Genomic DNA, 16,306 nt, shown 5'->3' with positions numbered 1-16,306 from the left:
GCGTCACGAAACCCGCTCGTCACCCTGAAAACGTTTCGACGATAGGAACATCGCTGCCGGACAGCCGCGGACGTTTCAATCGCCGGCTTAGCTGAATTTTGTCTTTTGCATGCATAAAACCATGAGCCACTTTCGCCCCGTCAAGCTGGAGCACGCCAGCCGTCTCATCAACCACGGTCCGACCGTTCTCGTCACGAGCGCGCACGGCGGACGCCGTAACGTGATGGCCGCCGCCTGGTCCATGCCGGTGGAATTCACGCCGCCGCGCGTCGCCGTCGTGATCGACAAGCACACCTTCACGCGCGAACTCGCCGCCGCGAGCGGCACGTTCGGCATCGTCGTGCCGGGCGCGGCGATGATCGATCTCACGTACGCGGTCGGCACCACGAGCGGGCGCGAGATCGACAAGTTCGAGGCCTTCGGCATCGATGCCGTGCAAGGGCCGGTGCTCGGTCTGCCGCTCATCGAGACGAACTGCGCGGCGTGGCTCGAGTGCAGGCTCATCGACGAGAAGCACACGGAGGACGCCTACGACACCTGCTTCGCCGAGGTCGTCGCGGCGGCCGCCGATGCACGCGTGTTCGTCGACGGCCACTGGATCATCGACGAATCGAATCAGCCGCTGCACACGATTCACCATCTGGGCGCGGGCAGGTTCGTGCGCGCGTCATCGATGGAGCAGGCGAAACCGCTGGCACGCTGAACCATTTGGTGTGCTTCCTCTAGCCCGCCGCAGATGGGCTAAAGATTCCCCGTTTCCCCGTCGATAAACAGACGTCGACCGCCAAGGACCGAAAGTCCATTCGCGGCGGCGCTCATGAGCGCGCGATCCGTCATTCGAATTCGGACGCGGGCGATAGATGGGCGAGGACAGTTCTCATTAGGTCTCCATTCGTGCGGGATCGTGATGACGAACGCTCGCACCGTCAGGGGAAAGGGGTGCGGTAATGAAACAGCGTTTTTCGGTTGTGCGGTTTCTGGTTTATCTCGTCGGCTTCACGAGTCTCCTGCTGCTAAGGCTCGTCGTGTCGCCGGACGGGCAGGGCGGCATTGCCGCGTTTGTTGCATGCGTGGCGGCGATCGCGGCGGGCTACATGGTGTATTACGCATCGTCGGAAGGCTATTCGCGCAATCTGATGAGCGGCGTCCTGGTCTATCTGGCGCTCGCCGCCGTCGTGGCCGCGTGTCCGCCGTTCGTGCTCGTGTTGGCGTTCCTGTCGATCACCGGCCTCGTCAAACGGCGGCGCGCGCTGCTCGTTCAGGCGATGTCGAGCATCGCGCTCTTCGTTCTGATTTTTCCGATGCCGCTCGCGCACAGTATCGGCATGCCCGAACTGGCGGGCGCGCCCGCGGGCATCGCCTACATCGGACTCGCGCTCGGATGGTCCGCATGGGCATCGCGCAGCCCGTTGAAGCTCGGCCTCTTCAAGTTCGCGACGATGCTGCTCGCGGTGCCGCTGACCGCGTCGTTCGTCGCATTGGTCGGCGGCGGCATGTTCAGCCGCCCGGAGCGCCGCGTCCGCAACTCGATGACGCGTGCGCGCAAAGCCTTGACGCTCGCGTTGCCGGCGCCGGCGCCCGAAGTCGCGGTGCCGGTGCCGAGAGCAGTCGTCGCGGGAACGGCGGCCGAGATGCTCGCGGCGTTGCCCGAGTAACAAAGCTTGCCTGCTCGGCAGGAACGACATCGAATTATGGTATTAAGCACGTTGCATCCAAAATTCAAAATCGTTCCATGCATTCAAGTTCACAGGCGATGCTGCTGCTGCTCGGCATCGTCATCATTCTGATTACGCCCGGACCGACCAATACGCTGCTCGCGACCGCGGGTCTGCGCAGCGGCATCAGGCGCGCCGCGCCGCTCATGGCCGCCGAACTCGCCGGCTATTGCATCGCGATTTCCGTCTGGGGCTATCTCGTCACGCACGCGGCCGGTTTCCTCACCTGGCTGCCGACCTTCGTGCGCATCGCGTGCAGCGTCTATATCGCGTATCTCGCGATCACGATGTGGCGCACGGCCGTCGCCTTGCCGACGTCCGCGCAAAAAACGGTCGGCATGCGCGCGCTCTTCGTCACCACGTTGCTCAATCCCAAAGCGATGCTGTTCGCGAGCGCGATTTTTCCCTCCAGCGCCTTCGGCGATCCCGTCGCCTATCTCCAGACGATGTCGATCTTCGCCGCCGCGCTGATTCCGATCGGCTTTCTGTGGATCACCTTCGGCGCGGCGCTCGGCACCGGACGCCTCGCGTGGCTGAGTCCCGAGCGCGTGCAGCGCGGGGCATCGATCGTGCTGGCGACGTTCTCCATCGCGCTCGCATGGACGACGCTTCATTGAGCGATACAAGCGCTCAGCGAACGAAACAGGAGACTGAATGACCTCTGACCGGCGCAGCGATATCGACGATAAAGCCCCGCACGAGCCGCTCACCGCCTACTACGCCGACGAATCGAAACGGCGCGTATGGCTGCGCGGCATGTTCGACCGCACCGCATCCGATTACGACGCGATCGAGCGCGCGATGGCTCTCGGCTCCGGCACGTGGTATCGCAATCGCGCGCTGCGAGCCGCGGGACTCGCGCGCGGCATGCGTGTGCTCGATGTCGGCATGGGAACGGGGCTCGTCACGAAGGAAGCGGTCTCGATCACGGGCGACGCGTCGCTCGTCACGGGCGTCGATCCGAGTCCGGGCATGGTCGGCGAGGCGCATCTGCCGATCGGCGTCGAGACGCGCATCGGCACGGCGGAAGATCTGCCGTGCGACAGCGCTGCCTACGATTTTCTGAGCATGGGTTTCGCGCTGCGCCACGTGAGCGATCTCGCGAAGGCCTTCGACGAATACTTTCGCGTGCTCGCGCCCGGCGGACGGCTCTGTGTGCTCGAAATCACGCGGCCCGAGCACGGCGTGGGCGTCGCGGCGCTGAAGTTCTATATGCGCGGCGTGGTGCCGGTGATCGCGCGCATCGTCGGCAAGAAAGGGGAAAGCGTCGAGCTGATGCGCTACTACTGGGACACGATCGAGGCTTGCGTGCCGCCGCAGAAGGTGATCGCGGCGATCGAGCGCGCGGGCTTCGTCGACGTGCGCCGCGATGTCGAACTCGGCATCTTTTCCGCTTATTGCGCGACGAAACCGGCGGTCTGAGCGGCGTCGAGGATCACGGCGGCCCGGCCGCTCAGCAGCAACCGGCCGGCGCAGTGCACGGCGAAGCGGTAGAGCACCGTGTTGTCGTCGCCACCCATGCGTTCGGCTTCGATATCGAGCGGACCGTCGAGCGTATCGAGCCGGTCGATGTAGGTCTGCACGCCCCGCACGCTCGTCAGCATGCCCACACGCGGCTTCGCTTCGTTCGAGGCGACGAGCGCGCCATGCGCCGCCATCGCCTGCGCCGCGTATTCGATGCCGCACACCGGCGCGAGGCGGCCTTTCGAGCGCAATGGGTTATCGGGCGAAACATGGCTCGTCGCCGTGCAGCGGATGCGCGCAGCATCCCACGCGACGACGCCATCCAGCAGACACATCGAGCCGCTATGCGGAATGTGCGCGGCGATCCACGCGCGGTCGACCATCATGACGGCTCGACCACTACGGCGAGCCGCGTGCCGTCGAGATAATCCAGCACGACATTCGATGCAACGCCGCGCGCCAGCGCTTCGAGCACAGGCAGCGCGCGCGCCGCGGGGTTCGAGAGGCGCAGCGCTTCGAGATCGGCGTCGGCGAAAATGGAGGCGTGCGCATCGGAAAGACGCGCTTCGATGCACGCGAGCGAGCGCCCGCTCTTTTGCGGCGCCAACACCAGCGCGACGCCGAACGCATCGGCGATCGGGCGCACCTGGCGCAACGGCTCGGGATAATCCGTGTCGTAGGCGACGAGCAACGTCGCGACGCCATCGACGCTCACTTGCGCGAGACTCTCCAGCAAGCCCGCCGCGAAGCTGCCGTCGTAGGCGCACAGCACGTTCGATGCGGCCATCGCGCGCGTCGCGATGCTCCAGTAACCGGCGGGCGCGTTGTGGACGGAGTTGTGAAAACGCGTCGGCGAGAGTTGGGGTTCGTCGCTCGCGAGCGTTTCGCAGATCGCGTGGAAATTGCCGCCATCGCCGCCGGATGCCGCGAACACGGCGGCCAGCGTCGCGGGATCGCGGCCGCTGTGCGCGACCGCTTCGTGCGCCGCCGCGAGCGCCGCGCGCACGACGGGTCCGGTGCGGCGGCGTTCGGCGGAGGGCAGGCCGGCGGGCGCGGGCAACACGGTTTTCGCGGCTTCGCGCGCGGTGCGTTGCGCCAGCACGTCGGCACTGTGAGGCCAGTCCGCGAGCCCCGGCCCGATCACGCCGATACCTTCGATATATGCACGCAATGGAATCATGCCGATGCCGCTCCCTTGCGTCCGAACACGAGACTGCAATTCGTCCCGCCGAAGCCGAACGAGTTCGACAACACCGCGCGCAACGGCGCCGCGCGTGTCGTCAGCACATAGTCGAGGCCGAGTGCGGGGTCCGGCTCGCTCGTATGGGCGCCTGCGGGAATCATCTGGTGCCGCAACGCGAGCGCGGCGACCACCGCTTCGAGCGCGCCGGCCGCGCCGAGCGTGTGACCCGTCGCGCCTTTCGTCGAGCTGCACGGCACGCCGTCGAACAGGCTCGTGAGCGCGCGGCTTTCGGCAGCGTCGTTGCTGGGTGTCGCGGTGCCGTGCAGGTTCACATAGCCGATATCGCCCGCATCGAGACCGGCGCTCGCCAGTGCCTGTTCCATCGCGATGCGCGCGCCGAGTCCATCGGGATGCGGCGACGACATGTGATACGCATCGCTCGATTCGCCGATGCCGAGCAGACGGATCGCGTCGTCATCGGCGTGGCTGGCCGAGTCGCGTTCGAGCAGCGCGAACGCCGCCGCTTCGCCGATGGAAATGCCGTCGCGGTTCACATCGAACGGCCTGCACGGTCCCGGCGCGAGCAGTTCCAGCGAATTGAAGCCGTAGAGCGTCGTGAGGCAAAGCGTATCGACGCCGCCGACGACGGCTGCATCGATCAGGCGGGTTTCGAGCATGCGCCGCGCCGAGCCGAACACCTTCGCGCCCGATGAACACGCCGACGACACCGACGCCGCCGGCCCGCGCAGCCCGAAATACGCGCGCACGAAAGCAGCGAGCGAGTAGGGGTTGTGCGTGTTGGCGTAGTTGAAGTCGGCGGGCAGCGCGCCGGTTTGCGCGTCGCGGCGCTGATAGGCCAGCTCCGTTTCGAGAATCCCCGCCGTGCTCGTGCCCATGAACACGCCGACGCGTTCCGCGCCGTAACGTGCGATCGCTTCGCGGACGCGTTCGTCGAAGCCGTCCTGCGCCATCGCCATTTGGGCGAGGCGGTTGTTGCGGCAATCGAATGCGGCGAGCTCCGCGCGCACCGGGGCGTCCTCGATGCCCGCGACGCGGCCCGTGTACGTGCCGAGCGCGGCGCCTTCGAAGTCGCAAGGCGCGAGTCCGCTGCGTGCGTCGGAGAGTGCGGCGAACGTCGCGTCGAGACCGCGGCCCGCGCAACTCGTCGCGGTGAAATGCGTAAGCAGAAGAGGATTCACTACGGGCTCGTTTCCCTTGAAACCGGTGGCATTCGATGCGATGAATTGTAACAAACCGGGTCTTTCGGACGTGACGGGACTCAGCGCGCGGGCCGCGCAATCAGCAGACGATTGGCGCGGTGCGGGCCAGTGCCCATCGGAAGGATCGATACGTCGAAACGCAGCGCGTCGAGCAGGGCGAGCCATTGCGCTTCGCTGCGAACCGTCAGGGCATTCGCACGCGCCGAACGCGCGATCTGCATGCCGAAATCGACCGCGCGATCGAGACGCGCGCGCCAGCCCGCGGCGGCATCGCTGACGCGCAGCAGGAGCACGCCGTCAGCAGCGAGGCTCGCGCGGGCGCGGCGAAGGATCGACTCCTGCGCGTTTGCATCGACGTAATGGAGCACATCGCACGCGACGATGACATCGGCCTCGGGAAACGGCGCGACGCGAATGTCGTCGCACACGAAGCGCACGCGCGCCTCATGCGCCTTCAAAGCGATGCGCGCCCGGCCCACATCGCGCGGCGTCAGTTCGATGCCGTGAATCGAGCGCGGCGCGGGCGGCGCGGGCCAGCGCGCGGGCCACGCGTGTCCCGCATCATGCCGATGCCACGCATGCGCACCGACGAGCCACGCGGCGAGCAAGCCCTGGCCGCTGCCGAGATCGAGAATGCGCGCGCCATCCGGAATCAGACCGTGCGCGAGGATATGGGCGAAGAACGGATCGCGCCGCAGCTTCGCCGATGCGAAATGCCACGCGAAGCGGCCCGCCGCGCGGTAAGGAAGACTGGCGGTTTCGATGAGCGCGGTCGGCACCATGCGGGCGAAGGTTGAGCGGACGGGCCCGTGCAGTCTAGCCGACAATCGCCTCGCGCAAAGTCACGGTGGCCAGCCCGCGATCCGCCGCCGCGCGCAACACCGTGTCGAGCGCGGCGAGCACGACGGGCGCGCCTTCGCGATCCTTCGCGGCGTGGCCATCGTGGACGAGCAGAATGTCGCGGGCCGCGAATCCGTGCAGCAAACGTCGCGCGACGAGCGATGCATCGCCGGTGCGCGTGTCGAAGCCGCGCCGCGTCCAGCTCGCGAGATGCAGGCCGAGCGCGCACAGCACCGGCTCCAGAAACGGATTGCGCAGGCCCGCCGGCGCGCGAAAGAAGAGCGGCGCGACGCCCGCGATATCGCCGAGCGTCGTTTGCGCCGCGTCGATTTCGCGCCGCATCGCGCCCGGTCCCATCAACGAAAAATTATGCCGATGCCGCTGGCTATGATTCTCGACGGCATGCCCGCGCGCGACGATCGCCTCGACGATGCGCGGATATGCCCGCGCCCGCTCGCCGATGCAGAAGAACGTCGCCCGGGCGCGATGCGCATCGAGCAGATCGAGCACGCGCGGCGTAACATCGGGATCGGGACCGTCGTCGATCGTAATCGCGATGCGCGCGCCCGCCGCTTCCGGCAGCGTCGTCCAGTTGTGGCCGAGCAGCGCGCTTCGCGGCCAGAGCCCCGCCGCTGTCAGCGCGAGATGCGACGCGATCACGCCGCCCGCCGCCCACGGCCACGTCGCGGGCGCGGCGAGCAGCGACGCGAGCGCGCCGGCATGCACGGCCGCGGCGCCGCCGATCAAGGGCGTCGGGGTCCATCGGCGCGGTGTGCCGGGCGCGTTCATCGCGAAACGTCCGGGCGCGGCGCGAGAATCGCCGAGAACACGAGCGCCAGAATCGCGCCGGGGCCGACCGTCAGCCCGAACGTCTTGAGCATCGGCACGTTGGAGAGCGCGAGCAGCCCGAAGCCGAGCACGGTCGCGAGATTCGCGATCACGAGCGACACGAGCGTCTGCGGCGAAATCGCGTTGTCCGAAGCGTGCGCGCGATAGTTGAAGAAGAGCGCGTAGTTCGACCCGACCGCGACGATCAGCAGCATGCCGATCAGATGCAGGATCGTCAGCGACTTGCCCGCGACCGCCAGTCCCGCGATCACGACGATCACCGCTGCGACGAGCGGCGCCAGCGTGCGCGCGGCGCGCACCGGCGAGCGCAGCGCGAGCACGAGCAGCACGACGATCGCGGCGAATCCGCCGAGCGACAGGCGAATGTCCTCGTGCACGTAGTTCTGGTAGAGATGATCGGCTTCGGCTTTCATATCGACGAAAAGCGCATCCGGCACATGCGATGCCGCCACCGCCGCGCGAATCTTCTGCACCTGCACGTCCGATCCTTGCGACGCGCGCAGCGGCAGCATCGCGGTCCAGCGGCCGTCGCGTTCGGTGAGGAGCGAATCGACGGCGAGCGCCATCGACGTGCCTTGCAGATCGGCGCGGCGCAGAAGCGGCTCGGCGCGCGCGGCTTCGATATCGGCGATGAACGGCTCGAAAACCTCGGGCTTCACGCGGATCGTCTGATCGCGCAGGGCAATGGCGAGACGCGAACGCAAGGTGTCGGCGGCGGGCAGGCTCGCGATCCGCGCACGCTGCGCGGCATCGCTCGGCAGATAGCGCGCGGGGCTTTCGTAGCCGGCGATCACGTTTGCATCGACGAGCGGCTGCAATTGCCGCGCGACGGCTTCCGCGCGTTCGAGCGCCGTTTGCTCACTCGCCGCCGACACCACGACGAGATAGCGCACGTCCGGCGCGGCGACATCCGCGCGCAGGCGTTCGTCGAGATCCTGGCTGGCTTTCGGCACCGGACTGAGCGCGGACAATTCCTGGCTCCACAAGCCGTGCCGCTGCGTGAGCAGCGCGGCGACCGCCGCGAACAGCAGCACCGCGAGCGCGAGCCGCAAGCGCGACGCCTGCGCCGCGAATCGCGCGAGCAGAGTGCCGAGGCGCGAGACATCGCGGATGGCGAAGCCTTGCGGCAACAGATGCGGCAGCACGAAACGCGTGACGATGCCCGCCGTCGACAAACCGACGATCGAGTACAGCCCGAGCTGCACGAGGCCCGGAAAGCCGGAGAAGAGCATCGACGCGAAGCCGCAGATCGACGTGAGCACGCCGAGACGGATCGTCGGCCAGAAGCCCGCGACCCAGTCTTTCATCGATTCGCGTCTTTGCACGCCCGCCGATTGCACGAAGAGATAGATCGAATAGTCGACAGCCTCACCGATGAGCGTCGTGCCGAATCCGAGCGTGAGCCCGTGCACGGTGCCGAACGCGAGACTCACGGCGGCGACGCCTGCCGCCACGCCCGAGAGCACCGGCATCAGGCCGAGCAGCAGCGTCGGCACCGAGCGATACACCGCGAGCAGCAACACGACGATCAGCACGATGCTCGCCGCCGACAGCCAGCGCACGTCGCGCATGATCGTGTCCCGCGTTTCGACGGCGATGACGCCCGGCCCCGTCATCAGCAGCCGGTAAGCCGTCGCGCCCGGCGCCGCCTGCGCGAACGCGGCGCGGATCGCGGCCATCGCGCTCGCTTGCGCGTCGGTGTCGGAACCGGCGCTCGCGGTTTGCACGAGCAGCACGGCGCGCGTGCCGTCGCGCGACGCCCACACGCCATCCTGCATCGCGGGTTGCGCGCCGCTGTCGAGCTGACTGACGAGCGCGGTGACTTCGCCGGTCGGATCGTGCGGCAGCAAATCCTTCGTCATCATGCCCGCCGACGACGACAGCAGATCGAGACTATCGGCGAGCGCGTCTTTCAGCCCGGCCTCGCTGAAGCGTTCCGGCGTCACCGATGGACTCAACTGGTAGCGATGCTCGAACACGAAGCGTTCGTCGCGCGCCTGCCCGACCGGCTCGCCGTTGTTGATCGCGGAAAAGCGCTTGTCGTCGCGCAGCTTCGCGGCGATCTTGCGCGAGATGTCGGCGCGCGCGTGCGCATCGCCGCCCTCGATGCCGACGAGAATCAGCCGCGACACCAATCCGTCGCGCAATTGCTCGACGAGCACGCGCTGCTGTTCGCTCGGCGAGCGCGGCAGGAAAGCGGAAAGATCGGCGGAAAAATTCGCGCGCGCGATGAGCGCCGCGCACGCTGCAAGCAAACACAGCCAGACGATGACCGCGGGCTGACGCAAGGATCGCGATACCGCGCGCATGCCGCGTTCAGTGCGCCGACGCGTCTTGCAGGCGCATCAGCGAGCGGTCGCCGTCGGCCTGTCTGATCTCGACGCGCGCGAGCGCCGCGCCCGTGCCCGCGAGCGTGATCGAGCTGACTTTCTGCTGCATGCGCGAATCGATCGGCACGAGGGTCATCGTCCAGTCGTCGCCTGTGCCCGCAATCGACACCTTGTACGCGTTTTCCAGCGCGAAGCGGTTGCCCGCGAGCGTCGCGCGAATGCTTTCGATGAACGCGCCCAGTTCCGGATAATTGCGCAGCGGGATGGTGACCTTGCGGCCGTTGCGATCGACCGTGAGCATGTCGCCATCGACGACGAGATTCTCCGGCTTCGGGCTGACCGTGTGCTTTTCCAGATGATCGGGCGCGACGAAAACAAGCTCGCCCGACGATTCGAGCGGTTCCTGCGCGATCTTCAGATAACGCGTCTCGGTGAAGTGTGCGCGGCCCGACTTCTTCGCGCCGAGCGTGTTCATCAGGCGATCGAGCGTCCAGGGCGCGCCGGCGGCGACGCTGATCGTCGATGCAGCGGACAGCAAAGCGGCCGTCAGTACGGCGGCGAAAACTCGCATGCTCAGGAATCCCTCGTCGCTTCCCGCAGGCGCGCGGCGTTCGCTTGCGCGGGTTCCTGCGCGGCATTGGCCTGCCAGAAGTCGAAATAATTGAACCAGTTGTACGGCGCCGCGCGGCAATATTTTTCGAGCAGCGCGACATAGCGCGTGAGCGCGGCATCGACGGCGGCGGCGCGCTCGCTGCGCTCGATCTTCGAGAAATCGGCAAGCGTTTCGAAGTGGATGTCGTAGCGATTGCCGCCGAGATACAGGCCCGTCATGAACACGACCGGACGCCGCAGCACCGCCGCGATATGCAGCGGGCCGAGCGGAAACGCGGCGGGCGCGCCGAGAAAATCGTGTTCCCTGAGCGCGTCGCCGGCCTGGGGCAGCGTGCGGTCCGCGAGAATGCCGACCAGACTGCCCGCATCGAGACGCTCGCGCACTTTCAGCATCGCATCGACCTTGCCGAGGCCGATCACGTCGTGATGCGCGGCCGGATTTACGGCGGCCAGAATCGCGTTGATCTTGCGCGCGTTCTCCTCGTACATCGTGATCGCGATGCGGATATGCGGCTGCGCCCGGCCGATCGCGCGCACCACTTCGAAGCTGCCGAGATGCGCGCCCATCAGGAATGCGCCCTGTCCGCCCGCGAGCGCCGCTTCGACATCGTCGACGCCATGTGTGCGGATATCGAACAGATCGAAGCGTTCGTTGAGCAGATAGATGCGGTCATGAATCGTCGATGCAAACGAAAACACGTGCCGATAACCATCGCGCCAGCCCGCATGCCGTCCGAGCGCGCGATCGAGATAGGCACGCGACGCACGCCGCGCGCGCGGCGCGAACACGACGAAATACGCGGTGATGATCCGCAGCAGCACGCGCCCGATGCGCCGTCCGAAGCGCAGCGACACCCACGTCATGAAGCGCAGCAACGCGAGATTGCTGCGTTCCTGGCGGTCAGCCCAGTCGTCGCGGTTGCGTGGTTTGTTCACGATGCGTGCGTGTCCGTGGCGGTCGTCGTCGACGATGGGGCGGGCGCCGCGAGCGCGCCGCTCGCAACCGTGCGCTCGCCCGCGCGAATCGTGAAGCGGATTGCGCCGCTCGCCGCCGTTTCATAGGCGATATCGAGCGTCTCGCCCGGTTGCGCCGGGCTCAGGAATTTCGCCGATTCGATCCTGCGCGCATCGACATTTTTGCCGAGCGCGGAGCCGATTGCATCGAGCGCGTGATCGAGCAGCACGACGCCCGGCACGATCGGATGGCCGGGAAAATGGCCGGCGAGCGCGGGATGATCCGGCGGCACGGTGAACGTCAGCGCCGCGCGCCGCTCGCGCTCCCGTTCGATCAGTTGCGTCAGCACATCGCGCGGCAGCTTGCCCGTGGCGTTGCGCGGCAGCGAATCGACGAACAGCAGCGGACGCGGCATGAACGCGGCGTCGATGCGCTCGCGCAAGGCGCGCTGCACATCGGCCGCCGCGAGTCCCGGCGCGACGACGAGCGCCATCAGGCGGCGCACGGGTTCGCTGTCGGCGTCGGTTTCGTCGGGCATGTAGAACACGCCGTCGACCACGCCCGGCACCGCGTTCAACTGATGATTCAGATACGCGAGCGACGTGCGCTTGCCCGCGATGTTGATCAGATCCGCCTTGCGTCCGTGCAGCAGAAAATGCGTGCCGTCGATGAGTTCGAGCGCGTCGCCCATCGGCACCGGCACTTCGACATGGCCGCCCGATGCCCACATCGTCTGTTCGCCGGAATCGTCGGCGTGCGGCGTCAGCGCGATGTCGGGGAACAGTTCCCACGCGGCGCCGTGCGCGGTGCGGCGCGTCGCGATCTGGCCGGTTTCGGTGCTGCCGTAAATTTCCATGAGCGGCGCGGCGAGCCGCGCTTCGGCATCGAGCGCGAGCTTTTCCGAGAGCGGCGCCGTCGCCGACAGCACGAGCGATGCGCGCGGCAACGCTTCGTCGTTGGCGAAGAGCGCGCGCAGATGGATCGGCGAGCTGACGAGCACGCGCGGCTCGGGCACGGCGTCGAGTTCGGCGCGGATATCGACGGGATAGAACGGCTGGCGGTTGCTGAACGCGAGTCCGCCGATGAGCGCGAGCAGCACCGTCGATTCGAAGCCGTACATGTGCTGCGGCGGCACGGTGCCGATGAGCGTCGCGCGCGCGTTGCCAAGCAGGCCGAGCCGGTCGGCGGCGGCGCGCACGTTCTTCACCAGAAAGCCCCACGTCTTGCGATGCGGCACCGGCACGCCGGTCGAACCCGACGTGAACACGTAAGCGACGACACGCGCGCCGTCGATATGCGGAACCGTCGCTTCGCCGGACGCGCGCGTCGCCGCGCGTTGCGGATATCGAAAGCGCGGCAGATCGATCGCGCAATCGTCGCTGTCGTGCAGGCAGAACGCGTCGGGCGCGAACGAGGCGAGGGCGCGCACCATTTCCGGCGTGTGCGTCGACGGCAGCAGGCTCGTCTTGCCCGCGACGAGCGTCGCGCACAGGCTCACCGTGAAGCGGTAGCGGTCCGTGCACACGTTGAACACGTGCCCGCCTTCGGGCAGCGCATCGGCGAGCGCGTGAACGTCGGCGAGAAATTCGCGCACGGCGACGGGCGCACCGTCGCGCCAGGCGATCGTCTGATCCGGCGACGCGTGGAAAACCAGCGGAAAAGTCTGCATGTGCGATGAGTTCGACGACATCATTGCGCCCCGCTGCGACGCATCTGCATCGAATGCGTGTAGGCGCGAACCGCGTCCATGATGCTCGACGGCTCCATGCCCGGCAACGCGATGCGGCGGCACGCGTACTCGACGACGAACATCAGCCCGACGAGCGGCAGCGCGAGATAGTTGGCGAACGTGGACCACGTGACGATCGATGCGAACGCGAAGAGCATCGTCGATACGCACGCGGTCGCGATGAAAAACAGCGTCCACGCCACGGTGACGCGCCGCGTATAGCGCACGACGCGCGCTTCGAGCCTGCCGTGGACCAGCGTCGCGAACTGGGTGCAGAGCGGCTCGCGGCCGTCGGCGAGCGTGCGGCCGAACATCCACGCGAGCGCGAGATTGAAACTCGCGTGCTCCATCCACAGTCCCCAGCCGAAATGCGCGGTGAGCGGCGCGCGCGCGAGCCACAGCACGACGCAGCCGAGCGCCCAGAGCGGCAGCAGCCACGCACGCGCGTTCGAGCGCACGGCCGCGTTCAGCGCGACGAGCAGAACCGGCGCGAGCACGAGCGCGAGGCCGAGACCGTGCGCGCCCGGCGTGGACGCGGCATGGTGCGCGGCGAACTGATACGCGACGATCGCGGCCACGACGGCCGCCGTGCGCAGGAAGCGGGCGGTGTTCATCGGCGCGCTCCGGTATCGGGCGACGGCGAATAAAAAGACGCGGGTCGAAGGAAAAAAGTACGCAACATGGGATGCGGCTGCGGCGCTCTCGGATGAACGCTCGGTTGTTGAACAAAAACTCGGCAGTCGCCCGCCTGACGATTATTTTCCCGTGCGGGTGCGGGGTCGGTCTGTAACCGATTGTTCGATGCTCTTACATTCGTCAGACGCGCGGATTTTACCCCACCGATGCAAGAATCCCGCCTGGCGGCGAAATCCCTGATTTTTCTCAAAATTACCGGGTGCGGCGGACAGAACGGCCGGTTACCTTTCCTACTAGGCGTCCCAAGGGGCATCGACTAGAATTTCGCCACTGCAATTATCTCGATAACAGGCAGCCGACGACGTGCGAAGGACGCGGGGCGCACGTTTTCCGAGCCGCCTTTGGCGCGCGTCCCTGCGCTGGCCTGTACACACGATGAATGAACTGGAAAGAGAGCTCGCCGAGCTGATCGTCACCGAACTGAATCTCGAGGACGTCGACGCCAAGGCCGTCTCGGCCGATACGCGCTTGTATGAAGAAGGTTTCGGGCTCGATTCCATCGACATCCTGGAGATCGGGCTCCTCATCTCGAAAAAATACGGCTTCGAGCTGCGCTCGGACAATCCCGACAACCAGAAAATCTTCGCGAACCTCGGCGCGCTCGCGGCACACGTCGCCGCGCATCGGACGCGATAAGCCGATGCGCGCGCTCGTGACAGGCGGCAGCGGCGCGATCGGGCAGGCCATCGGCCGGTCGCTGGCCGCGGCGGGCCACGAAGTGTGGATTCACGCGAACGGCGGCGTCGAGCGTGCTGAAAGCTGCGTGCAAGCCATCCGCGCGGCGGGCGGCGCGGCGCATGTCATCTCATTCGACGTGACCGACCCCGCCGCCACCGATGCCGCGCTCGCACGCATTCTCGAAGACGGCCCGGTGCAGATTCTCGTGAACAACGCGGGCATTCACGACGACGCGCCGATGGCCGGCATGACGCGCGCGCAATGGAAACGCGTGCTCGACGTGACGCTCGACGGCTTTTTCAACGTCACGCAGCCGCTGCTGATGCCGATGATCCGCACGCGATGGGGACGCATCATCAATATGTCGTCGCTGTCGGGGATGATGGGCAATCGCGGGCAGGTGAACTACGCCGCCGCGAAGGCCGGGCTGATCGGCGCGACGCGCGCGCTCGCGCAGGAACTCGCGTCGCGCGGCATCACGGTGAATGCGGTGGCGCCGGGCGTCATCGATTCGCCGATGCTCGGCAGCGCGTTTCCGCCCGAGCGCATCAAACAACTCGTGCCGGCGCAGCGCGCGGGCACGGCGGAAGAAGTCGCGGGCATGGTCGCGTATCTGGTGTCGGATGCGGCCGCTTATGTCACGGGACAGGTTTTGTCGATCAACGGCGGAATCGCCTGAACGACCGGCCGGAGGGCCCTGAATGAGTGAAACGACGCAAACCTGGGACGTCGTCGTGATCGGCGGCGGACCGGCCGGTTCGACCGCGGCGACCCTGCTCGCGGATCGCGGCTATCGCGTGCGCGTGCTGGAGAAGGCGCGGCATCCGCGTTTTCATATCGGCGAATCGCTGTTGCCGGCCAACCTGCGGCTCTTCGAAAAGCTCGGCATCGCCGATGAAGTGCGCGCGATCGGCATGGTCAAGCTCGCGGCCGAATTTGTTTCGCCGCAGCACGGCAATCGCATGCAGCGTTTCCTGTTCGCCGATGCGTGGGACAAATCGATGCCGAGCGCGTATCAGGTGCGCCGCTCCGAGCTCGATGACATCCTTCTGCGCAACGCCGCGAAGCACGGCGCGCTGTTGAGCGAAGGCTGCCGCGCGCGCGATGTCGTCTTCGCGCCGGACGGCTCCAGCGCGACGATCAACGCCGAGCACGACGATGGCCGCATCGAGGAAGTGCGGGCGCGTTTCGTCGTCGATGCATCGGGACGCGACACGCTGCTCGCGAATCACTTCAAGACGAAGCGCCGCAACGAGCGTCATAACTCGTCGGCGCTGTACGGGCATTTCAGCAACGCGCGCCGCAACGAAGGCGAGAACGAAGGCAACATCACCGTGTTCTGGTTCGAGCACGGCTGGTTCTGGTTCATCCCGCTCGCGGACGGCGCGACGAGCGTCGGCGCGGTCGTGTGGCCCGCGTATCTGAAGCAGCGTCCGAAGGGCACGCCGGTCGACACGTTCTTTCGCGACACCATCGCGATGTGCGCGCCGCTCGCCGCGCGTCTGAAAGATGCCGAACTGATCAGCGAAGTCCACGCGACGGGCAACTACTCGTACACCGGCGACATGACGCACGGACGCAACTTCCTGCTGCTCGGCGATGCGTTCGCGTTCATCGATCCGGTGTTCTCCTCCGGCGTGATGCTCGCGATGCAAAGCGCATTCGCGGGCGCGGACGCGATCGATGCCGCGCTGACGAATCCCGCGAACGCGCAGGCCGCGCTCGCGAAGTTCGATCGCGACGTGCGTCACGGTCCGCGCGAGTTCTCGTGGTTCATCTACCGCATGACCTCGCCGACGATGCGCAATCTCTTCATGGGCCCGAGGAATCCGTTGCGCATGAAGGAAGCACTGCTGTCGCTGCTCGCGGGCGACATCTTCGGCGCGACGCCGATCTGGCGTTCGCTGCGCGCGTTCAAGGGCATCTATTACATCTCCGCCGCGCTCGACTGGCGCAACTCGCTGCGCGCGTATCGGCAGCGCCGCCGCAATCTGCGCGAGGCACAACGCGCGGAGCCATCGGTCAATTGATGATG

Annotated in this window: 17 protein-coding genes; 7 read left to right on the top strand and 10 right to left on the bottom strand. The window is 66.9% G+C overall.

Annotated features, from left to right (window positions below; translation table 11 throughout):
* Window positions 1-121 precede the first annotated feature (121 nt).
* From AWB76_RS33640 to AWB76_RS33625, 4 genes are all read left to right on the top strand, one after another.
* A complete protein-coding gene (locus AWB76_RS33640) occupies window positions 122-703 on the top strand; it encodes a flavin reductase family protein (protein ID WP_061164441.1) in 582 nt (193 codons plus the stop codon).
* 244 nt (window positions 704-947) lie between these two features.
* Window positions 948-1,655, top strand: a complete 708-nt coding sequence (locus AWB76_RS33635; protein WP_244173556.1) for a hypothetical protein — start codon at window positions 948-950, stop codon at window positions 1,653-1,655.
* Window positions 1,656-1,732: 77 nt separating this feature from the next.
* Entirely contained in the window at window positions 1,733-2,332 is a 600-nt protein-coding gene (locus AWB76_RS33630) for a LysE family translocator (RefSeq protein WP_061164419.1), read from the top strand.
* Window positions 2,333-2,369: 37 nt separating this feature from the next.
* Window positions 2,370-3,137, top strand: coding sequence for a class I SAM-dependent methyltransferase (locus AWB76_RS33625; RefSeq protein ID WP_061164418.1), 768 nt, complete (start codon window positions 2,370-2,372; stop codon window positions 3,135-3,137).
* On the opposite strand, the gene AWB76_RS33620 is transcribed toward AWB76_RS33625, so the two are convergent.
* The 10 genes from AWB76_RS33620 to AWB76_RS33575 all read right to left on the bottom strand — a co-directional run bounded on the left by AWB76_RS33620 (window position 3,110) and on the right by AWB76_RS33575 (window position 13,511).
* Entirely contained in the window at window positions 3,110-3,562 is a 453-nt protein-coding gene (locus tag AWB76_RS33620; RefSeq protein WP_061164439.1) for a hotdog family protein, read from the bottom strand. The genes AWB76_RS33625 and AWB76_RS33620 overlap by 28 nt on opposite strands.
* The gene (locus AWB76_RS33615) at window positions 3,562-4,359 is read right to left on the bottom strand and encodes a beta-ketoacyl synthase chain length factor (protein ID WP_208606646.1); all 798 of its coding nucleotides are present in this window, start codon (window positions 4,357-4,359) and stop codon (window positions 3,562-3,564) included. Before AWB76_RS33615 ends, AWB76_RS33620 begins: the two co-directional genes overlap by 1 nt.
* Complete coding sequence (locus AWB76_RS33610; RefSeq protein WP_061164417.1) at window positions 4,356-5,561, bottom strand: beta-ketoacyl-[acyl-carrier-protein] synthase family protein; 1,206 nt, start codon at window positions 5,559-5,561, stop codon at window positions 4,356-4,358. The genes AWB76_RS33615 and AWB76_RS33610 overlap by 4 nt, the downstream gene beginning before the upstream one ends.
* A gap of 80 nt (window positions 5,562-5,641) precedes the next feature.
* Window positions 5,642-6,364, bottom strand: coding sequence for a class I SAM-dependent methyltransferase (locus AWB76_RS33605; protein ID WP_061164416.1), 723 nt, complete (start codon window positions 6,362-6,364; stop codon window positions 5,642-5,644).
* Window positions 6,365-6,398: 34 nt separating this feature from the next.
* Window positions 6,399-7,211, bottom strand: coding sequence for a polysaccharide deacetylase family protein (locus AWB76_RS33600; RefSeq protein WP_061164415.1), 813 nt, complete (start codon window positions 7,209-7,211; stop codon window positions 6,399-6,401).
* Window positions 7,208-9,580 (bottom strand): MMPL family transporter, encoded by a 2,373-nt coding sequence (locus AWB76_RS33595; RefSeq protein ID WP_061164414.1) that lies wholly within the window; start codon window positions 9,578-9,580, stop codon window positions 7,208-7,210. The genes AWB76_RS33600 and AWB76_RS33595 overlap by 4 nt, the downstream gene beginning before the upstream one ends.
* 7 nt (window positions 9,581-9,587) lie before the next feature.
* Complete coding sequence (locus AWB76_RS33590) at window positions 9,588-10,172, bottom strand: LolA family protein (RefSeq protein WP_061164413.1); 585 nt, start codon at window positions 10,170-10,172, stop codon at window positions 9,588-9,590.
* Between the two features lie 2 nt (window positions 10,173-10,174).
* On the bottom strand, window positions 10,175-11,077 hold the full coding sequence (locus AWB76_RS33585; protein WP_061164438.1) for a lysophospholipid acyltransferase family protein: 903 nt from the start codon (window positions 11,075-11,077) through the stop codon (window positions 10,175-10,177).
* 68 nt (window positions 11,078-11,145) lie between these two features.
* Complete coding sequence (locus AWB76_RS33580) at window positions 11,146-12,837, bottom strand: ApeI family dehydratase (RefSeq protein WP_061164437.1); 1,692 nt, start codon at window positions 12,835-12,837, stop codon at window positions 11,146-11,148.
* Between the two features lie 20 nt (window positions 12,838-12,857).
* Entirely contained in the window at window positions 12,858-13,511 is a 654-nt protein-coding gene (locus AWB76_RS33575) for a COG4648 family protein (RefSeq protein WP_061164412.1), read from the bottom strand.
* Between the two features lie 457 nt (window positions 13,512-13,968).
* Between AWB76_RS33575 and AWB76_RS33570 the strand changes: the two genes are divergently transcribed.
* From AWB76_RS33570 to AWB76_RS33560, 3 genes are read left to right on the top strand one after another with little or no spacing between them, the layout of a single operon-like run.
* On the top strand, window positions 13,969-14,229 hold the full coding sequence (locus AWB76_RS33570; protein ID WP_061164411.1) for a phosphopantetheine-binding protein: 261 nt from the start codon (window positions 13,969-13,971) through the stop codon (window positions 14,227-14,229).
* Between the two features lie 4 nt (window positions 14,230-14,233).
* A complete protein-coding gene (gene fabG / locus AWB76_RS33565) occupies window positions 14,234-14,950 on the top strand; it encodes a 3-oxoacyl-ACP reductase FabG (RefSeq protein WP_061164410.1) in 717 nt (238 codons plus the stop codon).
* Between the two features lie 22 nt (window positions 14,951-14,972).
* Window positions 14,973-16,301, top strand: coding sequence for an NAD(P)/FAD-dependent oxidoreductase (locus tag AWB76_RS33560; RefSeq protein WP_061164409.1), 1,329 nt, complete (start codon window positions 14,973-14,975; stop codon window positions 16,299-16,301).
* Window positions 16,302-16,306: the final 5 nt, after the last annotated feature.

The sequence above is a fragment of the Caballeronia temeraria genome, assembly GCF_001544795.2.
In the GTDB taxonomy this organism is placed as follows: Bacteria; Pseudomonadota; Gammaproteobacteria; order Burkholderiales; family Burkholderiaceae; genus Caballeronia; species Caballeronia temeraria.
The sequence above is the reverse complement of the archived record's forward strand: the minus strand, read 5'-3'. Positions and strand labels throughout refer to the sequence as shown.